Below are 24053 nucleotides of genomic sequence, written 5' to 3'. Positions count from 1 at the left end.
ATAAAACGCTAAATTGCGTCTTAATAAAAGTGGATAAGAAAACAATTATAACAATTCCATCAAATAAAATGGACAAGACTTGGCTTTTATAGAGAATTTATGAAATTGCTATACAGCATACTATAAGAAAGAGCGATTTTGCATGGCTTGTCCAAGGGTCATACTATCTAGGTACTCAAGCTCGCCGCCCATCGGTACACCTTGTGCCAAGCGAGTGACTTTATTGACATGACGACTGACCGCCTCACTGATAAAGTGCGCCGTCGTTTGACCCTCAACGGTAGTACCAGTTGCCAATATCAGCTCTTCAACAGGCTCTTGCTTAACCCGCCAAACCAGTTGATCAATATTTAAATCATCAGCACTGATGCCGTCTATCGGTGATAAGTGACCACCTAAAACGAAATAGCGCCCACGATAGCCTGCGGTTTGCTCGATAGCCATCACATCTGCGGCAGTTTCGACCACGCATAACAAGCCATTATCGCGCCTTGGATCTTGGCATAATGGACAAACTGCCTCGTCGCTAAAGCTATGGCAGCGCTGACATTCGACGATATCGCGCATCGCCTCATCAAGTGCTTGCGCGAGCGCCATGCCTTGGGGGCGTTTTTTGGTAAGCAGATGTAGCGCCATACGTTGGGCACTTTTTTGCCCCACGCCCGGCAAAATACGCAGCTGTTTGACCAGCTGATCAAATTTGGCTGTCAGCAAAGTAACTTCCTTTATTTAACTTAATTTATAAATCCTAGCTATAAAAATGGGGTCGTATCGTGTCGATAACAACCCCATTTTTGTGTTCAATCAGCGGTTTTTCGCGCTTAAAAGCTTAATATTTAACGGCTTTGATTTTAAAAAATTAGTCTTTAAAAGTTTCGTCTTTAAAAGCTTAGCGCTTAAAATCCCGCTATTTAGAACATACCTTGCATACCTGGTGGTAAACCCATACCTGAGGTCGCGCCAGCCATGGTTTCTTCATATAACTCATCTGCTTGACGGACGGCATCATTGATCGCAGCTGCGATTAAGTCTTCAATCATATCAGGCTCATCTTCCAATAAGCTTGGATCTATAGTCAAACGCTTGACCACGTGACGACCTGTCATAGTAACTTTTACCAGACCGCTGCCCGCTTCGGCTTGAACTTCTTTATTGGCCAATTCTTTCTTGGCGTTTTCAACGTTTGCTTCGACTTTCTTTTGCATCGTTTGTGCTTGTTGCATCAATGCTTGAATATTCATAGTTGCCTCTTTGTATTTTGTCTTAATGCGTATAATAATGAATCGTCATTAATCACGTAAACTTGATGTTAACCGCGATTATACCTTTATCTTTACAAACTGTCTAAACCACGCGCCAAATCTTTGATGATATCTTCCACATCTTCTAAACCTACCGACAAACGGATGAGACTATCATTAACACCTGCCTCTGCTCTTGCCTCAGGCGTTAGGCGAAAATGGGTAGTAGTCGCCGGATGAGTAATCGTCGTTTTAGCATCGCCTAAGTTATTGGTGATAGAAACCATTTGTGTTGAGTCAATCACATGCCAAGCAGCGGCTTTTGAATCCCTCTTGCTTGAATCAGCGCTTTCAGAAGCCTTAACTTCAAAGCCCATGATAGCACCATAGCCACCTTTCATATGATGTTGACGCGTCGCCAACTCATGAGCGGGATGATTACTTAATCCTGAAAAATGCACGGTACTGACATTGGGATGATTGACCAAAAATTCTGCCACTTGATTTGCATTCTGGCAATGCGCTTGCATACGCAATTTAAGAGTTTCAAGCCCCTTGGTAAAGACCCATGCGTTAAATGGGCTCATGCTGATGCCGCCTGAGCGCACCACGGTAAATGCCTCTTGCATCAGCTTATCGCTACCGACTAAAGCGCCGCCCAATACCCGACCTTGACCGTCTAAATATTTGGTCGCAGAGTGAATGACCACATCAGCGCCCAAATCAAGTGGGCGTTGCAATGCTGGCGTTGCAAAGCAGTTATCAACGACCAATAAGATATCGTTGGCTTTACATAGCTGACTTAAATAGCCGATATCGCAGATTTGCGCCAACGGATTGCTGGGGCTTTCGCAATAAATCACTTTGGTATTTGGCTGCACAGCATTTGCCCACGCGTCATTATCGAAGCAATCGACATAGCTGACTTCAACGTCAAACTTTGCCATATAGTTATTAAATAAACCAATCGATGAGCCAAACAATTGATTGGCAGCGAGCAAATGATCGCCTGCTTTTAAATAGGCTAAACACATGGTCAAAATCGCGCCCATACCTGAGGCGGTCGCCACCGCACGCTCGCCATTTTCTAAGGCTGCTAAACGACGCTCAAAGGTACGCACGCTAGGATTGGTATGGCGTGAATAGACGTTGCCCGTCTTGTCACCATTAAAATGTGCTGCCGCATCTGCCGCCGACTCATAAACATAAGAGCTGGTGGTAAAAATAGCTTCTGAATGCTCACCTTCGTCGGTACGATGCTGCCCTGCCCGTACTGCTATCGTTTGCATACCATAATCGAGTTCTAGATTGAGCGCGTCACTGCGCCAGTTAGGGTCTACTTTATTCAAATTTTTATCATCATGCACTTGCGACTGGCTCATAAATTTTCCATTGCACTGGTTATTATTAAACATACGGCTTATTTTGACTATAAACAGCATTTGTTCGCGTTATCATAGCATGGCAACTTATTCCAAACAGCTGGTTTCAAAGGCCTGCTAAATATTATTTTTGAATACTATAGGTTTAGCACTTAGTATTAGGTTTAGCACTTAGTGTTCAGAAATTATTATTAAATATTTAGAATTAACTATTAATGACTTAATACTAAAAACACCGATGCATTTATAAGGATAAGATGCAAGCGCAGACGATGACTGGACGATGTGGTTATCATGACCAAATAACGTGCCGTATCTAACAAAAATAACGTATTTATAATAGGCACAGATGACAACAGCTGCTAAGCTTAGCCGCGCTTTGAATATTGCTTTGAGCGATATTATGATCCGCTTCATAATCAGTGCTATCATCGGTAAAAACAGCAAGCAAAGTTAAGTCCATTATTCACCAGTATGTCATTATATTCAGGCTCATTAAGGTATCTCATTTATGTCGATGTTTAGTATAGAACCAAGCAACTTATCGCTGAGTCTAACACTGGGACTCACCTTAAGTCTTAGTGGCTGCCAAACTTTGCCAAAGCAGCCGCATTTGCCTGAAAGCCAAGCTTTATCAGCGCGGGTTGACGCTCTATATCAGCAAAATGATGAGCCAGAAGAAGATAGTATTGAAAGCGATAGCGATAATAATCAAAATAGTAGTAATCAAAGCAGTAATAATCAATATAGCAGCCAAGAAAATAGCCCAAATACCAATCCAAAAATCGACAATACGGATTTGGTGGCGGCGATTAGTGAACAAAGCGAGATTCACCCTGATTTATCTGGCTACCATCCGATTGTGACCGGTGCCAATGCGTTTGCCTCACGCAGTATTTTGACCAGTATGGCCACCCGCAATATCGATGCGCAATACTATATTTGGCACGATGACCAAGCCGGACAGCTGATGCTCAAAGACTTATGGGATGCCGCCGAACGCGGGGTTATTGTACGCTTGTTGCTCGATGACTTTAATAACAATGCCAAATTCGATCAGCATTTATTACGTTTTGCCAGTCACCCGAATATCGCGGTACGTATTATTAATCCCTTGATGTACCGTAAATTTCAAACTTTAAACTTCGTCACCGGTTTACCGCGAATCAATCGCCGCATGCACAATAAAAGCATGATTTTTGATAAGCAAATCACCATTATTGGTGGGCGTAATATCGGTGATGAATACTTAAGTAACGATAAAAACAGCCAATTTGCGGATTTAGACGTTTTACTGATAGGTAAAGTTGTCGCTGATATTGACAATAGCTTTGCAAGCTACTGGTCGGCACCAATCTCATTTGATATTCAAACCTTAGCGACCCTTGATAAAGGTGAAACCACGGATTTTTTAGAGGGCTTGGATAAGTTAAGAGTTGATGAAAAAAATAACAGCAAAAGTAGCTTAGATGTCTATAAAGCTGCTATCGAAGATTCGTCTATTGATACTGATTTAATCAATAAGCGCGTGCCCTTTCGCTGGACGGACATGCAATTCTTGAGTGATGATGTTGGTAAACTCACTAAAACTGTCCCAGCAGATACCAATTTGGTGCATCAGCTGCGCACTTTATTGGGCAGCCCGACCAAGCGTCTTACTATTATTTCATCTTACTTTGTACCGACCAAAGACGGTGTCAATACGTTGGTTGCGCTGGCCGAAGCGGGCATCGATATCAAGATTTTAACCAACTCTTTTGATGCGACCGATGTGACCGCCGTGCATTCTGGCTACAGTCAATGGCGTCCTAACCTGCTGCGTGCAGGGGTAAAAATCTACGAGCTAAAATCTACCGCTTCTGAAGAAAAACGCGAAAACAAGCTTTGGAAAGCGCGCAGTCAATCGTCAACCAGCTTGCATGCAAAAACCTTTGCCGTTGATGACTATCAAGTATTTATCGGCTCATATAATGTCGACCCGCGCTCCGCGAATATCAATACCGAGATGGGCGTGATTATCAATGATGATGAGCTTGCAAAGCAGTTACATGGTGCGCTCAGCGATGACCTATTAAGCCAAGCTTATGAAGTCAAGTTATTAGAAAACGGCAATTTGCAGTGGCATACCGTAGAAGATGGCAAAAAAGTCATTTACGATTCAGAGCCACGCGTTGATATCAGTGACCATGTATGGCTGACCATCATGTCATGGTTACCGATTGATTGGTTATTATAAGCGTTAGCTCATTTAGCTTGAATTAATTTTAGCTTGAATCAATCAGTTTTGTTTATAAGCGCTTATTTACAAATTGTCTATAGCGATAGTAACTTGAGCGAGATATCTTAAGCCGATAATTTAATGCTGAAGTATTTTTTAGTGCAAGACCCTATCTTTTCGGCAAATCATTAGCCAGTTATATGATTTGTCGTTTTTTATTATGGCCGGTTATCTAGATGGTGACTGGCTTAACAAACTCTTCCCTATGTGGGTGCGTGATATATTATGCCTTCTCGTTCTCAATATGCTCTGATGTCCTCTAAAGATAGAAATGCCGTACTGTTTATTTGCTTTAGCAGCGCGGTCGCGTTTTTTGATTTTTTGATTTATTTATATCTTGCAAATATCATCGCTGCTACCTTTTTACCTGCCAATACTGACTCTACGGTTGCCAGTATGCAAGGGCTTGGGCTTTTTGCGATTGGGTATTTGGCACGTCCATTTGGCGGCATCATCTTTGGCCGCTTTGGTGATATTAAAGGTCGAAAACCGCTCTTATTAATCAGTATATTGGTGACTGCTGCAAGCTTATTGGCCATGGCCTGCTTACCAACGCATGCACAATGGGGCTTGGTTGCGCCCGCTTTATTTATTGCCTTACGTTTGATACAAGGGATGGCATTTGGCGTTTTTGTACCGCTTGCTTGGGTTTTTGTCTCAGAACACGTGCCGCGCCAATATTTATCAGTTGCTTGTGGCTATGTGACCGCAAGTTTCTATGTTGGTGTGTTATTTTCCAACGCCTTTTTTCTTTGGCTGACCACTGCACTGACCACTGCGCAATTGGCTGATTATGGTTGGCGTATACCATTTTTTATCGCAGCATTTTTGAGCGTTTTACCTTTGTTGGCATGGCGCTGGATAGATGAGTCACCGTTTTTTATCGCTATGAAAGCATCAAAACCACGTGATTATGTGGTCAAACCCTTTACCCTACTCTTTAAACATTGTAAGCATTCTATCTTTATCGGCTTGGTTCTGACCCTCATTGTCGCTAGTATCACGACCGTTATCGTTCTGTTATTACCGGATTTAATTGAATTGCGCTTTACCCTAGATAATGACTTGTTTGGATTTTCACACAGTCTTGGCATTGTGTTTATGATTTTTGGCTGTGTGTTTTATGGCATCATATCCAATCATCAAAATTTTGGTAAAGTATTGGCGATTGGCTCTGTATTATTGATTGTGCAGATGCTTGCTTTCTTTTATCACCTGCAAGCCAGTGGCGACTATATTCTTATTATGTATGCGCTTTTAGGTTTTTGCGCTGGTATCGTTGGCATGATACCCGCCATTATTGTGCAACTATTTCCGACCAATGTACGACTCACTGGCATGGCGCTTTGTTATAATCTTTCTTACGGTCTTGTTGGGGTATTGGTGCCTTTTACGCTTGGTTACGCCACTTTATATATCAGTTTCTCGCCTGCTCTATACATCGTATTTATCGGCTTTATTGGCATCATCATGGGCATTTATTTTTATAATTTGCCAGAGTTTAGAAAAATCAATGAGGTTATTTAAGAGGTATTTATATCATAGTAGCCATGTCATAGTAGCTATATCATTTAGCCCTACTTTGCTTGACCATTGATTTTTCCATCGTTTAACCAATATACCCTTAGTGATAAAAAAAGCGCCCTGCCTCTATCAGGCATGGCGCTTTATCGACTATTTTTTTTAATATATATATAAATGCATTTAAAAGTATTCATGCTTAACAACGAGGCTTAACCCTAATGGTTGATATGACCAACAAACGACTCTCTGTTGCGCCAATGATCGATTGGACAACGACAGATTATCGCTACTTTGCACGGCTATTTAATCCGCACGTTTATCTTTATACCGAGATGATTAGCACCGGTGCGCTGATACATGGCAATCGCGCACGGCATTTGCGCTTTGATACGCTTGAGCATCCGCTGGTGCTACAACTGGGCGGCGCCGATATTAGCGAGATGACCCAATGTGCCCAATTTGCCCAGCAGCATGGCTATGATGAGGTCAATATCAACGTTGGTTGTCCGTCCGATCGCGTCCAACATAATAAGATTGGTGCTTGCCTTATGGCAGAGCCGCATACGGTTGCTGATTTGGTTAAGCACATGCAGGCGGCGGTTGATATCCCGGTGACCGTCAAGCATCGTATTGGTATCGATGATTTTGACAGTTATGAGTTTATGGTGGATTTTGTCGAAAAAGTAGCGGCTGCAGGTTGTACGCGCTTTATTGTCCATGCCCGTACGGCGTGGCTACAGGGCTTGAGCCCGAAGCAAAATCGCGAAATACCGCCATTACGTTATGATGATGTTTACCGGCTTAAGCAGGATTTCCCTGCCCTTGATATCGAAATTAATGGCGGTATCGAAACGGTTGCTGATATCAAAGCGCATTTGCAGCATATCGATGGAGTGATGATTGGACGGGCGTTTTACCATAACCCGTACTTGTTGGCAGAAGCCAATAGCTTATGGGGCGCGCCGATTCCTAAGCGCTCAGATATTTTAGCAAAACTGTATCCATATTTAGAAGAACAAGTTGCTAAAGGTGAAGCGCTACCAACGATGACGCGGCATTATTTAGGGTTGTTCCAAGGTTTGATGGGTGCACGTAAATGGCGACAAGCATTGAGTGGCAAACCGCAACTAACGATTGATGATATTAAACGAGCCGCTGAAGAAGTCTTAGCCTTAAATCCAGATGCTTAAAGACAAATAACTACCCTTCTCGCATAAAATACTATAAGCGCCCAATCACATAAGCTTAAAATAACGGGCAATTGGTGCATGGCTAATTGGTGCAAGCATTCGCCAATTAGCCGTTAGTATTTTATATATAAGTATTTAAGCGACCTGCGTTAAATACTGTCCCATTGCTGCTCCATTATTAATAATATGTAGCAGCATCGGCAGCAGTAGCGAGCCTGACTTAATGCGCGCGTAGCAAAATATCAATGCCAATACCACAATGGTACTGATTTCATAAATGCCATATTGCAAATGAATCACTGCAAATATTACACTGGTCACTAGACTTGCGACGACTGCCCCGCGATGCTCTGCATAGGTTGCGCCTGGAAACTGCTCAGCGATAGCCGACCACAACAGCCCACGAAATATCAGCTCCTCATAAATTGGCGCGACAATCACCATCGCAAATATCAATAGCCATACTGAGCTGACAGACTGATATAAAGGGTCAACAAAGACCAGTGGCGATTTATCAAGCAGATAAGTTAATGCCTGACTGCCAATCATAAATATCAGTAGCAATCCTAACATGCCGATGCCTACCGTCCATGAGAAGGGCTTTAGCGCCAGATACTGCTTTACATTCCCGCCTCTCACACGAATCAACAATACGCTGATTGCCACCAATAATATACAGCCGATGATGATAGAAAGACTTACTACCGTGCCATCATTGCTACCAAAAAAGAAAATATCGCCCATGGTTGCATTTTTAGCGGCCGGCAACACCAGTTTCCCCGCAATATAGACGCCGATTAATTGACTGATAAAAAATGTCACCACCATGCCTATGACCAACAGCAACGCACCCAAGCGCGAAAATAGCGGTGCAGGCTTAGGTGCTTTAGTCATAACAGATGGGATGATAGCAGGTGTAGTGGTCGCATCTTTTAGCATAAAGTTGTCACTCAAAGGGGTGTGCTAGCTGCCCACAGGATATTTACTCTGAGCATTAATAATGCATCAGCTTATTTTGGTAACTGTTTTTTGATAAGCTCAAGCACTTGTAGCGCCACCGATTCTGGATGCTCAAGAGGGAACATATGACCGCCAGCGTGGGTTTCGTAATCGATATTAAGTCGTGATTTGATTTGCTGCGGGAACCTACGCTTAAGAAAGATACTGTCTTTACCAATGATAAGCGTCACCGGCGGTTTAGGTGCACGGTTTGGGGTCAGCCAATACCATGACGGATTGGTACGAAAAACCTCAACTTCGCTGGCTTTAGGAATAGCCAATGTTACCTTGCCATCAGCACGCTCATGTAAACCATGCTCGATATAGCCCTGAAAGCTCCGCTCATCGAAATCTTTAAAAAAACCTTTATGACGCAGCTTATCATAAGCATCGTCGCGGCTATCCCAAACATCACGGCGATGCTTAGAGACGCCCGCTGGCGAGAGCTTATCCATCAAGCGATTATTCATCAGCGGTAATCTATCTGCGGTTTTGGCCAAATGCCATAGCAAGCTGACTTTACCATAAATCCAAGGCGGATCCATCAGTACCGCTTGCGCAAAATATTCTGGCGAACGGTATAACGCCTGCATAGTACACATGGCACCAAGCGAATGACCGACGCCCACCACCTGACTAACGCCATGCTGCTCACAAGTACATTTAACACTGTCGATAATTTGCTGCGTTAGGCTCTGCCAATGGTTATCTACTGGATAATCGGGCGTATTACCCAACATAGGAATATATTCAATGGTAAAAAACTCAGCAAGCGGTGCAAAAAATGGTGCATAAACGGCACTTGGCATACCATTGGCATGAGCAAAATGAATGATAGGCTTTTGGGTTATCTTAGATTTGGGCAGTGACGCAAAGGTCTGCAAGGTAATGGCACTCATGACAAGCTCTCAGTAATTTAAATAGCTGTTTATTATAATAGTCAAAATTTATATACAATTAAGGCTGAGCATAGTCATATGCTCAGCCTTAACAATCATACACATTAAATCTAAAATATAAAGGGCTTAGCGCATCTGCGCGTTACCCTCTTCTTGCGGTAGTACGTCAAGCTTGATGCTTGAGCCAAGCCCTGCGCCTAACTTAACCGCAAAGCGATCCATAAATAAGCTAAATGGGTCGCTCGGGGTATAGTTAACGACGTTATCAAGTTTAAGTTGTTTCTCTAAACTTGAAATACTGCCCTTTTTGTCGGCTAAACCAAGCTCAATAGACTGCTCGCCGGTCCAAAATAGCCCTGAAAACAGTTTATTTTGCTCAGGATTTCTTAGACGATCGCCACGACCTTCTTTGACAGCATTGATAAAGTGCTTATGGGTATTGTCTAGCACTTTTTCGACGTGCTGCTCTTCATAAGCCGTGAGCGGACGCGATAGGCTTAGGATATCTTTATACTCGCCTGCGGTAATGGTACGGTCTTTAACGCCAAATTTATCCATTAAGCCTTCGATATTATAGCTTGGCATAATTACGCCAATCGAACCGACCAAGCTTGATGGATTGACATAAATCTCATCCGCCGCTGAGGCGATATAATAAGCACCAGAAGCACCCATATCACCAATCACCGCGTAAAGCTTTTTATCAGGGTATTCTTGACGCAAATCCATCATCGTCTGCCAGATTTCATCAGACTGGACAGGTGAGCCACCAGGTGAGTTGATATCGAGCGCCACCGCTTTGGCATTGCTGTTTTTAAAGGCGCGAGTCAAGGCTTCATTGACATCATAAGCATTCGCCACATCACCACTACTAATCGTCCCTTGGATTTCAACCACAGCCAAATGCGGCTTACTGGTATCCATGCCATCGAGACTGGTTGGTGTTTTAGTGCTGCAACCACGGCCGAGGGTTAAAAATATCAATAATATATAACCAAAGGTCAATAGCTTAAAGAAAATACTCCAGCGACGGGCGCGGCGCTGCTCAACCACACTGGCTAATAACGTATTTTCAATCAGTCGCCACTCTTGTCCGCTCGGCTGATTTGACTGCTGCAGCGGCGTTGGCTGATTTGCCGAGTTGTTAGGACGTTTGTTAGGGTCTGGTGGCCAGTTGGGCATATAACTTCCTAAGTCAGAAACAATGTAAAACAATAAAAGAGAGGGTCTTAAAACTTAATCGAGCAAAAACTTAATACAACCGCAATAAGTATATTTGCTTATATAAGTGCATTTTGTAGCGCTTTCATAAAAGTTAAATAAGCTACTAAGTATGATGCCATTTCACTCATGGTTCAATAGCAGAACTGTGAAATAGCTTGATATTATAAGGGCGACACCTTATAGCAGTGAGGCATTTCATAAGTAGAAGCGAGGCATTTTATAAGCATAGCACTATTAAGGTAAAGCTTAAGGTGAATCCTTAGTAGCAGCATTAAAAGCTAAGGCAGCATCTAATGGCTTATTATCGTAAGTGATTATCTCATGGATTTGTTGCTGGCTTATTACCTCAGTAGAGATATGCGAAGTACTGTGTCCAAGCCATGTTCTGCTATTTATGGCATTATCTAAGGCGTCGTTTAAATTGGTATTTTTATCATTATACTCAATCGAACATAATAACGACCACATTTGCCAAACGCGCGGATGGGTATCGGCATTCAGAATCAGACGTGATTGAGCATTTTTAGCTTGAGGGGTTGGCGCCTCTATATCGGACTGAAGCGTTTGTATATTAGCAGGTAATGATTTGAGTGGCTCAGCCGCATTATAATTGATGACTTGAATAGGCAATCGACTATCAATCGCAAGCGTACAATCCCAGACACTAACATCGTTTATTTTGCTCCAACCTGTTATTGCTCGTAAAGTTAAATCACCATTCATGAGTTGCCAGATTTTACCTTGCTCACAACCTTGGGCGCTAATGGTTGTATGAGTTTTAGCTTGATCAGATTGACTGGCTACTTGATAAACGCGCTGACGCTCAGGCCAGCGCTCACTACGCCCTGCTTGCCAGTATTGAGCCGTTGGGAAACGGTGACTTAGTTGCGCTACTGTCATGGGTAGTAATTCAGAGTTATTCGGCTCAGAATTATTCGTCTTAAAACTATTGGGCTTTAAGGATTTACTGTTGCTAGTCGATGATGTTGACAATGTGGCCGTCAAGGCGGCGCTACTACTTTGTACCACGATACCCTCTAAGCGCTTAATGGATAAGCTACGTAATTGCTGCTCTAGGGTCGCAGAAAGCTTGTCAGCCGTTAGCGTGCTTGGCATCGTACGGACACTATCAGGTCTATGGTCGGCCAAAAACAACCAGCTGACATTTTTCTTATTTATCCCTTTAGCGGCTGCGCGTTTATTATTATTCTTATGCACATTTTCATTGTTTATCACAGGATATTGCAGCAAAACCGCACTCACATATTGATCGCCAGTCGGTAAAATATATAGAGTTGGTATCGTGGTTAGCGACTGCTGATTGGCATATACCGTCATCACTAGCAGTGTGAGCGGCGCTAGCGCGAGCCAACGACTAATAAGCCCGCGCGGCAATAACCACGGTAATATTGCCAGTAATACCATCAGCAAAATAGCCATATTGACTGGCGTATAGAGCCATGCGCCTGAGAATATCGGTAATGCTGTCAGCCACATAATCAGCTCGTGTAAATAAGCGACAATGGCAATTACCAGCGTCCAAATAGCATCTGCCAGCGTGGGCACAATAAGGTAGCAAAGCCCTGCCAATAGATTCAGCGGTACAATCACCCAGCCAAATAAACCTATGGCAAATAGATTGACGACAAGTCCTAACAATGACGCTTTGCCGAATAATAACAAGGTAATGGGTAATAGCGCGATAAATAGCCAAAACTGTAACTTAAACAGTCGTTTGAAGCCTAGCCACATACGTTTAAGCAGCTGCTTGTTTTTATTATCATCATGACTAAAAGCGGTTAGCTGAGTCAATTCTGCATGACTTGGCTGTGCTGAGCTATCCTCATATTTTAGCAATAGCGCCACCGCTATAAAGGACAGCCAATAACCTGCCTGCCACAATACATATGGGTCGAGCCATGCCATCAATACCGCCAGTGCCAATAATATACGCATAGTACTAATCGGCAGGAGTGTTAAGCGTATCAAACCTATCGCTAATAACATCCATGCGGTACGCGCAGCAGGAACATCAAACCCGGTAAACAACGCATAAATAAAAGCCGCACTAATCATAACCCACCAGCGCACTTGCCAGCGCGGGATATGACGATATAGAGAGGGACAAAAGCGATTCAGCAGTAGGACAGCCAATCCTGCTAACACAATCGCTAAAAATAAAACATGCGTCCCCGAGATGGCCAATAAATGAGAAATACCTGCCAACTGATATAAATCTTTGGTATCGCGATTGATTAAACTGCGATCACCGGTCAGCAAACTTAAAGTTACCGCTTTTGCTTGCTGCTGTGCGGTATTTTGTGCTGCCCAATCTTGATAAAAGTGTTGGCGCAGTTGCCAACGTCCTTGGTCGATAACGCTACGCAAACGGTATAAATAAGACTCATCAGCTTTAGATGCTGCTGAGTCATCAAACGGAATAGTCGAGGTACTGGTCGCTAGTATATTAGCAACGCCATCGATATGCCGACCCCGTAACCACCGATAACTATCAAATCCGGTTGGGTTATTCAGCGTTTGCTCAGAGTTAGCAAGTGGCGCTAGCGTTAAGGTCATCAATAATTGATCACCGGGCTGCAGATGATTTAAGTCTATAATCTGCGATTGCTTAAATGGGTTTTTAGCTTGTTTCGTAGAATATTTTTTGGAAGGTTTTTTATACGTTGGCTTTTTTGGATACGCGTTTAGCAATACGCGGTATTCAGTTCTCTCAAAGCTTTCAAAATCTTCAGAATTATCATGGCTTAAATTATCTTTAGTTTCTTTATTGCTGCTTAGGCTATTATTCAACCCTTCTTTATAATTTGCAGTATAATTCGCCGTAAGATTATCTAAATCCTGTGCTGTCAGTTCAGACAATAAAGGTGATATCTGACTGATGGTGGCAACCTGTCGATAGCCACTATCACTTGCGACATCATAGACACTATCACTTATGCCCTCGATGCTAACCAGCGCTTGTACACGCAAAGGTTGTTTTATGGCGCTACTTTGCGCCTGTTGATGACTTATCAAGGCGAGCAGTCCACTACCACTAATCAGCGTCAGTGCTAGCGCTGCCAATAATAAATAGCGGACACACTTAGAAAGTAACGACAAGCTATACGCTGAGGTTTTCGTAGAATTTTTAACAGAAGGGTTTTGAGCAAGAGGTTTTTTTTCGTTAAAGGAACGAGGATATGGAATACGACGTTGACTGACGACTAACAAAACAATAGTAAGTATCGTTAATAATAGCGGCAATGTCGCAGTAGCACTGAGGTCTGCTAATAGCGGACTAATAGGCAGCGGCATGCTATCAGCAACGGCTAAAACGCCCATCATAACGATGATTATCAAGCTACCAATTAACCAGTACACCAGCGCTCCTTGCTTGATAGTCTGTATGATAAGTATAGGCTGTATGATAAATGATGATTGACGATAGCCTTAATGTTAGACCGAACCGTCAAGCGATGGCATTTATCCTGCTATTACCCTATACTGAGCAGAAATATTGCGATAGTGATTATCCAACATTATCTTCCTGCTTTTCTGATAACATCCTTACCTGTATTTTTTATTAATAATATCACTGCATACCAGCCCATCAGTATGATTGAGCGGGCTGTAGATAACGAGTAAAGGCGATTCTGTGCCAAACAAACGTCTGAAAGACCTACTTCCTACCCCTGAAAAAATCCTAGCCAGTCGCACATTAAAACTGTTTGCGCCGCAGCTTGCTGACCCGCGTTTGTGGCATTTTAATCGCCATAGTCTAAATAAAGCGGTTTATATCGGTGTGCTTAGCGCGTTTTTTCCGCTCCCAGGACAAATGTTACTGGCATTAATCGGTGCGCTCATTTTTCGAGCCAATGTACCGATGGCGCTCGGTCTGACTTGGATTACCAATCCAGTAACCAGCTTACCGGTGTTTTATGCTGGCTACTATGTCGGTGCCAAAATCCTTGACGTACCGATGATTAGTTTGCGGCTTATCGGCAGGATGATTGCTGATTTTAGCTTATGGGCATTGTCAGATGGCGCTAACCCCTTTATTACTTATAAAGGCACAGTATCTCTGACGGCGTTCTGTTTAGGACTCACGATTTTAGCCATCGTTAGCAGCATCGTATGCGGTTTGGCGTTTAAAGCCATCTGGCGCTATAAGACTGTCACCAGCTGGCAAAAACGTCAGCAGAACTCCTCTGACGAAACGCCTAAGCACTAATAGCTATTACTCCTATATAACTATTCATTCAGCACCAGTCGTACTATAAGAATAGCAGCATTTTATAAAAATCATTGCCCAACTTTTAGGCGGCGTTATAATTCGCCTTCTTGCTCTTTATGTTTTTCGATAGCATTGAGAATATTATCGGTAAGATTGGTATCCATCACAAAGACATCTATCACCTTATCGTCTTTAAGCAGCGTATAGCGCTTGCCCGTCGCACTATCCTGCGCTTTTAAGTCGTAATCGACACCCGCTAAAGTAATCGAGTCAAAAACTGGCGTCAGCAACTCTATTTGCGCTTGTTTATCAATGGTGTCGAACAACGTTGGATCCATATAAGGTTTCAATGGCTCATTACCTTCTTCGATACTGCCAAACGCTTCAATCGGGTCATCGTCTTTATTCATACTATCCATCCTTACTTAATGAATAAGGCTGCCCTATACAGCCTATTTGTTATCTTATTTTTATAAAAATTCTAACCCTATCATGCTACTGCTTAGTAACAGCAATCATGTAACTTTTAGAAGAAACGGTTAAGAATATTGTTTATAACATTGTTTATAACGAAAGATTAAAGGCTTAGTAATCTTCCCAATGACCATTACGCAAGAGTAGCTGACGGTCAGCAAGCGCAGCCAAACTACGGTCATGCGTTACCATCAACAGCGCCGTTTGCATCGTACTTTGCAGCTCGGATAACAGCCCAAACACACTTTGGGCATTGTCGTAATCCAAGTTACCGGTCGGCTCATCGGCCAAGACAAGCGATGGCTTAGTCACCAGTGCGCGGGCAATCGCCACACGTTGACGCTCACCGCCTGATAGCTCACCTGGCCGGTGCGCCAAACGGTGCTCAAGACCAACACTGTTTAAAATATCTATCGCTTGTTGGCGCGCTTCTGTGGTCGACATTTTTGGGCGCATCAGTAGCGGCATAGCGACGTTTTCAACCGCAGTAAATTCCGCCAATAGATGATGAAACTGATAAATAAACCCTAAGTGCTTGTTACGCATCGCGCCGCGCTCAGTTTCATTCATGGTATTTAACAGCTGACCATGTAGCCAGACTTCACCACTGGTTGGCGTATCAAGTCCGCCGAGCAAATGCAACAAGGTGCTTTTTCCTGAGCCACTGGTACCGACAATCGCAATGCGCTCACCAGCATTGACGGTCAAATCTAAGCCCGTCAATACTTGGGTACTCACCGCCCCTTCATCGTAAATTTTATTAATATTGGTCGCTTTTAAAATCGCAGACATAGCGCTTCCTTTATTTTATTTATCATGGCATTAACGCCTATAGATTACTCGTAACGTAGCGTTTGCGCGGGCTGGATTTTAGCCGCTCGGCGGGCTGGATAAATGGTCGCCAAAAAGCTCAATACAAATGACGCGCTGGTAATCAGTACCACATCGGTCAAACGCAGCTGCGATGGCAGATAGTTTACAAAGTAAGCATCAAATAAATTCAAGCCAAAGCTATTATTAATAAAGCCCAAAATATCACTGACGGTAAGGGCAAAGATAACGCCGAGTATCGTGCCTGCAATCGTACCGATAAAGCCAATGACCACACCCTGTACCATAAAGACATGGGTAATCAGACGCGGTGAAGCACCAAAGGTTTTTAGAATGGCAATATCGGCTTTTTTGTCGGTCACTAGCATGACCAGACTTGAGACGATATTAAAAGCGGCAACTAAAATAATTAAGAATAACAGCAAGCCAACCATGGCTTTTTCCATTTGAATCGCACCAAACAGATTGCCGTGCGTTTGGGTCCAATCGCTAGGATATAACTGCTCAGGGGCAATGGCAGCAGCTCGTTGGGCGGCCATCGGTGCGTTAAAGATATCGTCAAGCTTCATACGAATGCCCTGCGCGCCCTCTGGTAGACGCAGTAATTTTGCCGCGTCACCCATCGGAATAAACGCCATCAGGCTATCTACTTCAGGGCTGATGGTAAAGATACCCGTCAACGTAAAACGCTTAAAGCGCGGTATCACACCCGCTGGTGATGGCGACGCTTCTGGCAACACCAACGTCACTTTATCGCCTAAGCGCAGCCCCAAGGATTGCACCATCTCTTCGCCAAGCACAATACTGAACTCACCGTTTTGTAAGGTATCAATACTGCCTTCTACCATATGCTCGTTGATGATAGAGACGTTTTTCTCGTACTCAGGATCGACGCCAGTGACCATAATTCCAGCCACTTGACCGTTAGAGGTCAGCATACCTTGCAGCTGGATAAAAGGCGCAACGGCAGCGACTTCGGGATCTTCTTTGATCTTATCTGCCACCTGTTTCCAATCACCGATAATCTCGGTTGAGATAACCGTCGCTTGTGGCACCATACCCAAAATACGAGTCTTTAGCTCCCGATCAAAACCATTCATGACCGATAGCACGGTAATCAATACCGCCACGCCAAGCGTCAGACCAATCATTGAAATCAGCGATATAAAGGAGATAAAACCATTACTACGCTCTGCTCGGGTGTACCGTAAGCCGATAAATAACGCTAAAGGACGAAACATATTCAAACTCTTTATCTTATCCACGTGCGACTTTATTTATGTTATAAAACCAGATGCAACAACCGCCTAGTAGCATTACATTGACTAAGACAGTTGCCGCAAAAACATATCAATCGAACACAAAAACAGGGGTTATGACCAGCAAAATGCCGCTGTCAAAAGGGAGCTAGTTTGACACAATTTGACTTATATGTGCCAGTCATTAGCGCAAACTGCCAGTATTTTTTAATAAAAACTCAACTTTTAACATTATTTTTCATGAGGGGCTTGCTATTAGCTGCGTCTATACCTATATATTGTATGCTAAGGACAATTGTCATTAACCCCTCATTGTTGTTTGTTGCCTCTTTACTGACGACATTGCTGGTTATCATAAACCAATCCGCTCACATATTGGATAATGGTCAGCAATCACAGTTTTAGACCCAAACCTCATGGCTGACTTAAGTTTGAGTATATTCATGACCATTAATTATCAATATAAAAATATCCAATCCCCCACCAAAATCACTCTATCTGACGAGCAGTCTGCCGGTCATGCCGATCATTGGCGCATTTTGACCGATGACATGAGTCAAGACGTGCCAGAATGGCTGCAAAAGATGATTGAAAAAGCGGCCATGCCGAAAGGGCTCAACAGCAATGTCAGTGCCAAAGACAGCTGTTTGCTGCTATCTGAAGACCAGCCTTGTCATATCAATCAAGTGCTGGCGATGAAAGATGGCAAGCCTGAATGCTTTATTAACGCCTACCCTTGTGTCGATAGCCCTTATGGGCTGACGTGTAAAATTGAACGTATGATTGTCAATGACAATACCCATGATGCGGTATTACGCTTACGCACCGCTGATGGCAGCATCATCTATGCTTTTGACCAGCTTTATACCGCTAACCGTCATTTATATCAGCAGGATATGGCGTACTATGTGAATTTCAGTGCTTGGGCGCATGAGATTAAGCTGAGCGAACAAGACGAAGTGATTATGGTCGAAGACCAAGAAGCCATTCGCTACCATCGCGCTTTTAACGACATTGTCGCCGCCAACGATGGAAAAATGCCTGATGATTTACAAGAGCAAATCAAAGCGTGGCAGCCAGAGACCAAAGAACAAATGGCACCGGTTGAGATTAATCTCGGTCATATGTGTGCTTACCTGTTTGGTGATACCTTAGGGCAAGAAGACGAAGCTTGGTGTCAAGGTCAGGTGCTTGGTAAGCAAGAAACGCTGTTTAATGGTAAGCCCATCATCTTATTTGATGTGGTGGTACTGCGTGAGCAAGATGCTGACCCATTTGTAATCCGTATTGGTGCGCCTAAAACTTCAACCACTGCTGCTATCCAAGTTCATGACTATGTACAAGCGAATATCTGGTTACAAGCAGCGATTTATAAAGAAAATCAAAAATCGCAAGCAAACACGCAACAATCACAAGCCAGTTAATTCAGCAATTAAATTACTGGTAAGCTTTTCTATAAAAAAGCCCTTAATATGAATTAAGGGCTTTTTTTATGCTAAATGTTATTCATATAAAAATGAAAAACAGACCATTAGGCCATGGTAGTCATTGATTTGATATTACTGTACAGCTCTTTTTGCTCAGCACTTGGACGCGCCGTTTGTACTGCCATCAATTGTGACATATCGCCTTCAACACGGATTTTACCACCCATAAAGGCGCCCATGATTTCATTGGTATCAAAATCAGTGATGATAGATTGCAAGATGCTGCGATCAAGCAATAAAGTCGTCGTCGCTGCGTCATTTAAGCCGCGATGTAATAAACCATTCGCGAAACTGGCTTCGATATCTTGCTCAGTATCAGATACTTTTAGGTTTACAATCATATTGGCCAATGCTGGTGGTAGATTTAGTTCACCGGCTTCTTGACCCATTTGCTCAACTTGCTCAAACCATTCGTCTGTCAAAAAAACTGCCATATTATTATCCTTAATACCTATTATAAAAAGCTCATTTATAAAAAATTCATGTATAAAAAGCTTATGTATGGACAGCTTGTGCCGTTAAAGGCATAAGACTGACCGCTATTTCAATGATTAAAATAATTGTTGACAGAGGTATAAAAACGTCCTGTCAGCAATACTGTTCAGCGCCATTATAAGATGCGACTTGATAATAAGTAAAACTTATTTATAGCCTGTTAAAGGTTCAATGTCGTCATGGTTACAAATTTTTCTGATAAGTTTGCGTTTTGCTTCGTTAGCACTATGTTTTTTCACCCCTAGAATAGTAGGGAAATTGGGTATAAAATGGGAGCATAATGCTGCAATATTAAGTTGTTGGCGCATATTTTTACCAAAGAGTTTGTATTTTGGCGCATAGTTCTGATGATATTTGATTAGGTTTGCGTTACAATACCCTTAAACAGAGTCGGGAGTTTTAACTAAACATTACCTAAACATGTTTTTTTGTCAGCCGCCGCTAGCATACATTGATGGTGCATAAGCTTTTTAGCGCCAGTTGAATATCAGTATCTATCTTCGTTCATACTGTTTTTATCAGTAATAATTAAGATACATACTCAGCCTCAATCGATGTTTGATGCTCAAGGAAGGCACGTTTTCTTATCAAATCTGACCGTTTATTAACAATCCTACTATCGACTAGCTGTGAGCGCAGTGCGTTTTTATCGCCGTCCTCTACTCATCAGCGATAGCTGATAACTAGCGAAGTTGATAGTTAATAATGGCAAGACTGATAAGAGTAGTCAAAAAATAGCATGTACCGCAATCATTGTCTGCTTATAAATTTTTATAAGACAGCTGCCGCGGAGAGTTAGTTAATTCTGTTGATAATTCGGGCTGTAAAGGAATCATCCAATGAGTTTACAAAACACAGCAGTCGCCCCAGTTGACCGTGAATATGAAATCACTGTCGTAAGATTCTTTACGATAATGGCCGTGATATGGGGCATCGTCGGCATGAGTATTGGTGTGTTCATTGCTTCACAGTTAGCATGGCCAGCACTCAACTTTGACATTCCATGGTTGACATTTAGTCGCCTAAGACCGCTCCATACCAACGCGGTTATCTTTGCATTCGGTGGCTCTGCCCTGTTCGCAACCTCTTATTATGTGGTACAGCGTACCTGTAAGACGAGACTATTTGCACCTTACTTGGCTTGGTTTACCTTTTGGGGTTGGCAAGCAGTTATCGTATCGGCAGTTATCACGCTTCCTTTAGGTCTGACGTCGACCAAAGAATACGCTGAGCTTGAGTGGCCAATCGATATTTTGATTGCCTTGGTATGGATATCTTATGCCATCGTTTTCTTCGGTACGCTAATCAAACGCAAAACCTCACATATTTATGTGGCTAACTGGTTCTTTGGCGCTTTTATTATTACGATTGCTCTACTGCATATCGTAAACAGTATGGCTATCCCTGTTAGTGCGTTTAAATCTTATTCGTTATTTGGCGGTGCAACTGATGCGATGGTGCAGTGGTGGTACGGGCATAATGCGGTAGGTTTCTACTTAACGGCCGCTTTCCTTGGGATGATGTATTACTTCGTTCCAGTACAGATTGGTCGTCCTATTTATTCTTACCGTTTGTCTATCGTTCACTTTTGGGCATTGATTGCATCATACATGTGGGCTGGTGGTCACCATTTGCATTATTCAGCGCTTCCAGATTGGACACAGTCATTAGCAATGGTATTCTCAATCATCCTATTTGCACCATCTTGGGGTGGTATGATTAACGGTGTACTAACGCTATCAGGTAGTTGGGATAAGTTACGTACCGATCCGATCATTCGCTTTATGATTGTGGCATTGTCGTTCTATGCGATGTCGACGTTTGAAGGTCCAATGATGTCTATTAAGACCGTCAACGCGTTATCTCATAACACTGACTGGACTGTAGGTCACGTACACTCAGGTGCGCTTGGCTGGGTTGGTATGATTACCATTGGTTCGCTATACGTACTGTTACCACGTATCTATAACAAACCAAAAATGTACTCAATCAGCTTAATCACCACGCATTTCTGGTTGGCAACAGCAGGTACTATCTTCTATATCGTCTCTATGTGGATTTCAGGTATTGGCCAAGGCATGATGTGGCTTGCGACCAACCCAGACGGTACGTTGGTATACAGCTTCGTTGATACGGTTGAGTTCTCACATTTCCCATATATCGGTCGTGCTTTTGGTGGCCTATTGTATGTATCGGGTATGTTTGTTATGGCATATAACGTTTATAAAACACTGCAAATGCCAGAAGGTAAGCCTGTAGATATCGCTGACCCAACGGATCATGAACCTAGTGTTGATAAACCTTCGGCAGCTAACGTATAAGGAGCGATCATGTCTGGTACACCGCATGAAATTATTGAAAAAAATACAGGCTTGTTGGTTATCGGTATTGTTATTGCCATTAGCTTTGCAACGCTCGTTGAAATCGTACCGCTGATTTATGATAACAAGGGTCCTGAAGAAGGTGGGGTGAACGCTCCCCTTCCCGCCATGGAGCCATGGACTGCACTTGAGTTTGAAGGTCGTGACATCTATATTCGTGAAGGCTGTCACGTCTGTCATACCCAAATGATTCGTCCGTTACGTGCTGAAGTTGAGCGTTATGGACCTTATTCGCGTGCTGCTGAATCAACGTGGGACCATCCATTCTTATGGGGTTCAAAACGTACGGGTCCTGACCTTGCACGTGTCGGTGGACGCTATTCTGAAGATTGGCAAAAACAGCATCTGATTGCGCCACGTTCTTTAGTACCTGAGTCAGTAATGCCTGGTTTCCCTTGGCTTGCAACCAATGAAGTTAATGGTAGCAATGTTCAAGCCAAAATGCGTCTATTCCGCGATCGCTTCGGTGTGCCTTATACTGAAGAAGATATCGAAGGCGCACCCGATGCTGTACTTGGTGCCACTGAGCTTGATGCTTTGGTTGCCTACTTACAGCAATTAGGTACCGCGATGGAAGGACAGCGCTAATGGGTATTGGTGAATTACAAACAATTGCGACCGTTTCTGCCTTTATTGCCTTCGTAGGCGTTGCATGGTGGGCGTATTCGCCAAAAAACAAAAAACGCTTCGAAGAAGATGCACAACTTGCGCTTGATGACGAGGATATCGAATCTTTGTCTGAAGAGCAGCGCAATAAGGATAAACGATGACATTTTTTTGGAGTTCTTGGATCACCATACTAAGTATTATGTGTTGGGCGGGTATCCTCGGTGTTTTGCTAATGGTTTTGAAGTACAAGCCAGAAGTAGAGGAAGACGGTACCACTGGTCACACTTACGATGGCATTCAGGAATACGATAAGCCACTCCCTAAATGGTGGCTAGTGATATTTTTTGGCTCAATCATTTGGGCCGTTGCATACTGGATATTTTTCCCTGCTATCTTTCCATCAAAGTGGGAAGGTATTACAACCGTAGAAGTGGATGGTAAAACCTTACCATGGACTTCTCACAACGAGTTGAACAGCGAACTTGAAAGTAATAACAAAGTATTTACCGATAACTTTGAGCAAAACATTTTGGCCAAGGCCGATGCGAGCGGTGCAACAAAAACCCTAGCAACGCTTTCTGAGATGCAAGCAACCCTGCGTCATAGTGAGAAGCCACCAGCAGAACTACAGGCTCAAATCGACGAGAAAGTGGCCGAGTTGGCACCTTATGTAGAAAAGCTGGCTGAAAACCCGAATGCATTGAAGGTTGGTAGTCGCTTGTTCTTACAGAACTGTGCAGTTTGTCATGGCTCTAACGCCAAAGGTGCGGCAGGCTATCCAAATCTTACCGATAATGACTGGTTATATGGCGGTGAGGCGGCAAATATCTTGACGACTCTACATAACGGCCGCGTCGGTGGTATGACCGCATGGCGTGATCAAATCGGTGAAGACGGTGTTCGTGCCGTGTCTGAATATGTCCTATCAATATCTGGCAATCAACCAGGTTATGAGTTGGATAAAGCCAAAGTTACTCAGGGTGAGGCAATCTTCAACGAGCCAACCAACTGTGTACTTTGTCATGGTCCAGACGCAAAAGGTATGACCTCTACTGGCGCGCCAAACTTGACAGATAAAATCTGGCTATATGGCGGCGATCGTGAAACCATTCGCGAAACGGTACGTTATGGTCGTGCAGGCGTAATGCCTGAGTGGGAAACCAAACTGGGTAATGAGCGCATTATGTTGCTTGCTGCCTATGTTTACTCTCTATCAGACAGAAGCGCTCAACCTGCTAAAGCAAAAACAGTCTCTGCCCCTGCTCCTCAGGCAGCGACAACCGCAACCGCTGCAGCAGAAACGACAGCCGCTAACTAATCATATTTAGTCAGTCGCTATATCGTAAATAAGTAAGTTTAAAAAAGGGAGGACTGTTATTGCAGTTCTCCCTTTTTAGTTATTCACTGAGGGCTAAATGTTGGTTATAGTGAGTAAATTTAATAAAAAACTTAATAATCTCATTAGTAATAATCAGGCTTGGTCATTTGTCCCTTACTTATGATTTGTTTCTCATGAGTAGATGCTCTTACTGCATTTGGCTATCAA

General features: G+C 43.2%; 20 protein-coding genes. 9 read left to right on the top strand and 11 right to left on the bottom strand.

Annotated elements, in window-relative coordinates:
• Window positions 1-120: 120 nt before the first annotated feature.
• From recR to B3Q63_RS08125, 3 genes are all read right to left on the bottom strand, one after another.
• A complete protein-coding gene (recR, locus tag B3Q63_RS08135) occupies window positions 121-714 on the bottom strand; it encodes a recombination mediator RecR (RefSeq protein ID WP_296175599.1) in 594 nt (197 codons plus the stop codon).
• Between the two features lie 197 nt (window positions 715-911).
• On the bottom strand, window positions 912-1241 hold the full coding sequence (locus B3Q63_RS08130; RefSeq protein ID WP_025651278.1) for a YbaB/EbfC family nucleoid-associated protein: 330 nt from the start codon (window positions 1239-1241) through the stop codon (window positions 912-914).
• Window positions 1242-1333: 92 nt separating this feature from the next.
• Window positions 1334-2623 (bottom strand): O-succinylhomoserine sulfhydrylase, encoded by a 1290-nt coding sequence (locus tag B3Q63_RS08125; RefSeq protein ID WP_296175596.1) that lies wholly within the window; start codon window positions 2621-2623, stop codon window positions 1334-1336.
• A 511-nt stretch (window positions 2624-3134) separates the two neighbouring features.
• On the opposite strand from B3Q63_RS08125, the gene B3Q63_RS08120 reads away from it, so the two are divergent.
• From B3Q63_RS08120 to dusA, 3 genes are all read left to right on the top strand, one after another.
• On the top strand, window positions 3135-4859 hold the full coding sequence (locus tag B3Q63_RS08120) for a phospholipase D family protein (protein WP_296175594.1): 1725 nt from the start codon (window positions 3135-3137) through the stop codon (window positions 4857-4859).
• Window positions 4860-5126: 267 nt separating this feature from the next.
• The gene (locus tag B3Q63_RS08115) at window positions 5127-6428 is read left to right on the top strand and encodes an MFS transporter (protein WP_296175591.1); all 1302 of its coding nucleotides are present in this window, start codon (window positions 5127-5129) and stop codon (window positions 6426-6428) included.
• A 215-nt stretch (window positions 6429-6643) separates the two neighbouring features.
• Window positions 6644-7615, top strand: coding sequence for a tRNA dihydrouridine(20/20a) synthase DusA (gene dusA / locus B3Q63_RS08110; RefSeq protein WP_296175589.1), 972 nt, complete (start codon window positions 6644-6646; stop codon window positions 7613-7615).
• A 135-nt stretch (window positions 7616-7750) separates the two neighbouring features.
• Here dusA and B3Q63_RS08105 read toward each other — a convergent pair whose 3' ends face one another.
• The 4 genes from B3Q63_RS08105 to B3Q63_RS08090 form a co-directional block, all read right to left on the bottom strand.
• A complete protein-coding gene (locus B3Q63_RS08105; RefSeq protein WP_414706331.1) occupies window positions 7751-8554 on the bottom strand; it encodes a CPBP family intramembrane glutamic endopeptidase in 804 nt (267 codons plus the stop codon).
• A 71-nt stretch (window positions 8555-8625) separates the two neighbouring features.
• The gene (locus B3Q63_RS08100) at window positions 8626-9513 is read right to left on the bottom strand and encodes an alpha/beta fold hydrolase (protein ID WP_296175587.1); all 888 of its coding nucleotides are present in this window, start codon (window positions 9511-9513) and stop codon (window positions 8626-8628) included.
• A 126-nt stretch (window positions 9514-9639) separates the two neighbouring features.
• On the bottom strand, window positions 9640-10695 hold the full coding sequence (gene sppA / locus B3Q63_RS08095) for a signal peptide peptidase SppA (protein WP_296175584.1): 1056 nt from the start codon (window positions 10693-10695) through the stop codon (window positions 9640-9642).
• 288 nt (window positions 10696-10983) lie between these two features.
• Entirely contained in the window at window positions 10984-14118 is a 3135-nt protein-coding gene (locus B3Q63_RS08090) for a ComEC/Rec2 family competence protein (protein WP_296175582.1), read from the bottom strand.
• Between the two features lie 274 nt (window positions 14119-14392).
• On the opposite strand from B3Q63_RS08090, the gene B3Q63_RS08085 reads away from it, so the two are divergent.
• Window positions 14393-14968 carry a DUF2062 domain-containing protein gene (locus B3Q63_RS08085; protein WP_227670362.1) on the top strand — a complete coding sequence of 192 codons (576 nt, stop codon included), beginning with the start codon at window positions 14393-14395 and terminating at the stop codon, window positions 14966-14968.
• A gap of 95 nt (window positions 14969-15063) precedes the next feature.
• On the opposite strand, the gene B3Q63_RS08080 is transcribed toward B3Q63_RS08085, so the two are convergent.
• The 3 genes from B3Q63_RS08080 to B3Q63_RS08070 form a co-directional block, all read right to left on the bottom strand.
• Window positions 15064-15381 carry a hypothetical protein gene (locus tag B3Q63_RS08080; RefSeq protein WP_296175579.1) on the bottom strand — a complete coding sequence of 106 codons (318 nt, stop codon included), beginning with the start codon at window positions 15379-15381 and terminating at the stop codon, window positions 15064-15066.
• 175 nt (window positions 15382-15556) lie between these two features.
• A complete protein-coding gene (lolD, locus tag B3Q63_RS08075) occupies window positions 15557-16237 on the bottom strand; it encodes a lipoprotein-releasing ABC transporter ATP-binding protein LolD (RefSeq protein ID WP_201565678.1) in 681 nt (226 codons plus the stop codon).
• A 44-nt stretch (window positions 16238-16281) separates the two neighbouring features.
• Entirely contained in the window at window positions 16282-17517 is a 1236-nt protein-coding gene (locus B3Q63_RS08070) for a lipoprotein-releasing ABC transporter permease subunit (protein ID WP_201565679.1), read from the bottom strand.
• Between the two features lie 461 nt (window positions 17518-17978).
• On the opposite strand from B3Q63_RS08070, the gene B3Q63_RS08065 reads away from it, so the two are divergent.
• Entirely contained in the window at window positions 17979-18959 is a 981-nt protein-coding gene (locus B3Q63_RS08065; protein WP_296175577.1) for a hypothetical protein, read from the top strand.
• A 107-nt stretch (window positions 18960-19066) separates the two neighbouring features.
• On the opposite strand, the gene B3Q63_RS08060 is transcribed toward B3Q63_RS08065, so the two are convergent.
• Window positions 19067-19456, bottom strand: coding sequence for an SCP-2 sterol transfer family protein (locus B3Q63_RS08060; RefSeq protein ID WP_201565681.1), 390 nt, complete (start codon window positions 19454-19456; stop codon window positions 19067-19069).
• A gap of 900 nt (window positions 19457-20356) precedes the next feature.
• Here B3Q63_RS08060 and ccoN point away from each other — a divergent pair.
• From ccoN to ccoP, 4 genes are read left to right on the top strand one after another with little or no spacing between them, the layout of a single operon-like run.
• Complete coding sequence (ccoN, locus tag B3Q63_RS08055) at window positions 20357-21838, top strand: cytochrome-c oxidase, cbb3-type subunit I (protein WP_183618774.1); 1482 nt, start codon at window positions 20357-20359, stop codon at window positions 21836-21838.
• Between the two features lie 9 nt (window positions 21839-21847).
• Window positions 21848-22486 carry a cytochrome-c oxidase, cbb3-type subunit II gene (gene ccoO / locus B3Q63_RS08050; RefSeq protein WP_183618776.1) on the top strand — a complete coding sequence of 213 codons (639 nt, stop codon included), beginning with the start codon at window positions 21848-21850 and terminating at the stop codon, window positions 22484-22486.
• A complete protein-coding gene (locus B3Q63_RS08045; RefSeq protein ID WP_191690612.1) occupies window positions 22486-22668 on the top strand; it encodes a cbb3-type cytochrome oxidase subunit 3 in 183 nt (60 codons plus the stop codon). The genes ccoO and B3Q63_RS08045 overlap by 1 nt, the downstream gene beginning before the upstream one ends.
• Window positions 22665-23825, top strand: a complete 1161-nt coding sequence (gene ccoP / locus B3Q63_RS08040) for a cytochrome-c oxidase, cbb3-type subunit III (RefSeq protein WP_271133960.1) — start codon at window positions 22665-22667, stop codon at window positions 23823-23825. The genes B3Q63_RS08045 and ccoP overlap by 4 nt, the downstream gene beginning before the upstream one ends.
• Window positions 23826-24053: the final 228 nt, after the last annotated feature.

The sequence above is a fragment of the Psychrobacter sp. UBA2769 genome (assembly GCF_002352555.1).
In the GTDB taxonomy this organism is placed as follows: domain Bacteria; phylum Pseudomonadota; class Gammaproteobacteria; order Pseudomonadales; family Moraxellaceae; genus Psychrobacter; species Psychrobacter maritimus.
This window is presented reverse-complemented; position numbering and strand designations above follow the sequence as displayed.

Excerpts from the sequence above, each read along its gene's own strand:
- B3Q63_RS08120 (WP_296175594.1), top strand. The coding sequence starts at position 3,135 with ATGTCGATGTTTAGTATAGAACCAAGCAACTTATCGCTGAGTCTAACA.
- B3Q63_RS08065 (WP_296175577.1), top strand. The coding sequence starts at position 17,979 with ATGACCATTAATTATCAATATAAAAATATCCAATCCCCCACCAAAATC.
- B3Q63_RS08115 (WP_296175591.1), top strand. The coding sequence starts at position 5,127 with ATGCCTTCTCGTTCTCAATATGCTCTGATGTCCTCTAAAGATAGAAAT.
- B3Q63_RS08060 (WP_201565681.1), bottom strand. The coding sequence starts at position 19,456 with ATGGCAGTTTTTTTGACAGACGAATGGTTTGAGCAAGTTGAGCAAATG.
- B3Q63_RS08070 (WP_201565679.1), bottom strand. The coding sequence starts at position 17,517 with ATGTTTCGTCCTTTAGCGTTATTTATCGGCTTACGGTACACCCGAGCA.
- ccoO (WP_183618776.1), top strand. The coding sequence starts at position 21,848 with ATGTCTGGTACACCGCATGAAATTATTGAAAAAAATACAGGCTTGTTG.
- ccoN (WP_183618774.1), top strand. The coding sequence starts at position 20,357 with ATGAGTTTACAAAACACAGCAGTCGCCCCAGTTGACCGTGAATATGAA.
- sppA (WP_296175584.1), bottom strand. The coding sequence starts at position 10,695 with ATGCCCAACTGGCCACCAGACCCTAACAAACGTCCTAACAACTCGGCA.
- B3Q63_RS08130 (WP_025651278.1), bottom strand. The coding sequence starts at position 1,241 with ATGAATATTCAAGCATTGATGCAACAAGCACAAACGATGCAAAAGAAA.
- B3Q63_RS08105 (WP_414706331.1), bottom strand. The coding sequence starts at position 8,554 with ATGCTAAAAGATGCGACCACTACACCTGCTATCATCCCATCTGTTATG.
- B3Q63_RS08100 (WP_296175587.1), bottom strand. The coding sequence starts at position 9,513 with ATGAGTGCCATTACCTTGCAGACCTTTGCGTCACTGCCCAAATCTAAG.
- dusA (WP_296175589.1), top strand. The coding sequence starts at position 6,644 with ATGGTTGATATGACCAACAAACGACTCTCTGTTGCGCCAATGATCGAT.
- lolD (WP_201565678.1), bottom strand. The coding sequence starts at position 16,237 with ATGTCTGCGATTTTAAAAGCGACCAATATTAATAAAATTTACGATGAA.
- B3Q63_RS08080 (WP_296175579.1), bottom strand. The coding sequence starts at position 15,381 with ATGAATAAAGACGATGACCCGATTGAAGCGTTTGGCAGTATCGAAGAA.
- ccoP (WP_271133960.1), top strand. The coding sequence starts at position 22,665 with ATGACATTTTTTTGGAGTTCTTGGATCACCATACTAAGTATTATGTGT.
- B3Q63_RS08125 (WP_296175596.1), bottom strand. The coding sequence starts at position 2,623 with ATGAGCCAGTCGCAAGTGCATGATGATAAAAATTTGAATAAAGTAGAC.
- B3Q63_RS08045 (WP_191690612.1), top strand. The coding sequence starts at position 22,486 with ATGGGTATTGGTGAATTACAAACAATTGCGACCGTTTCTGCCTTTATT.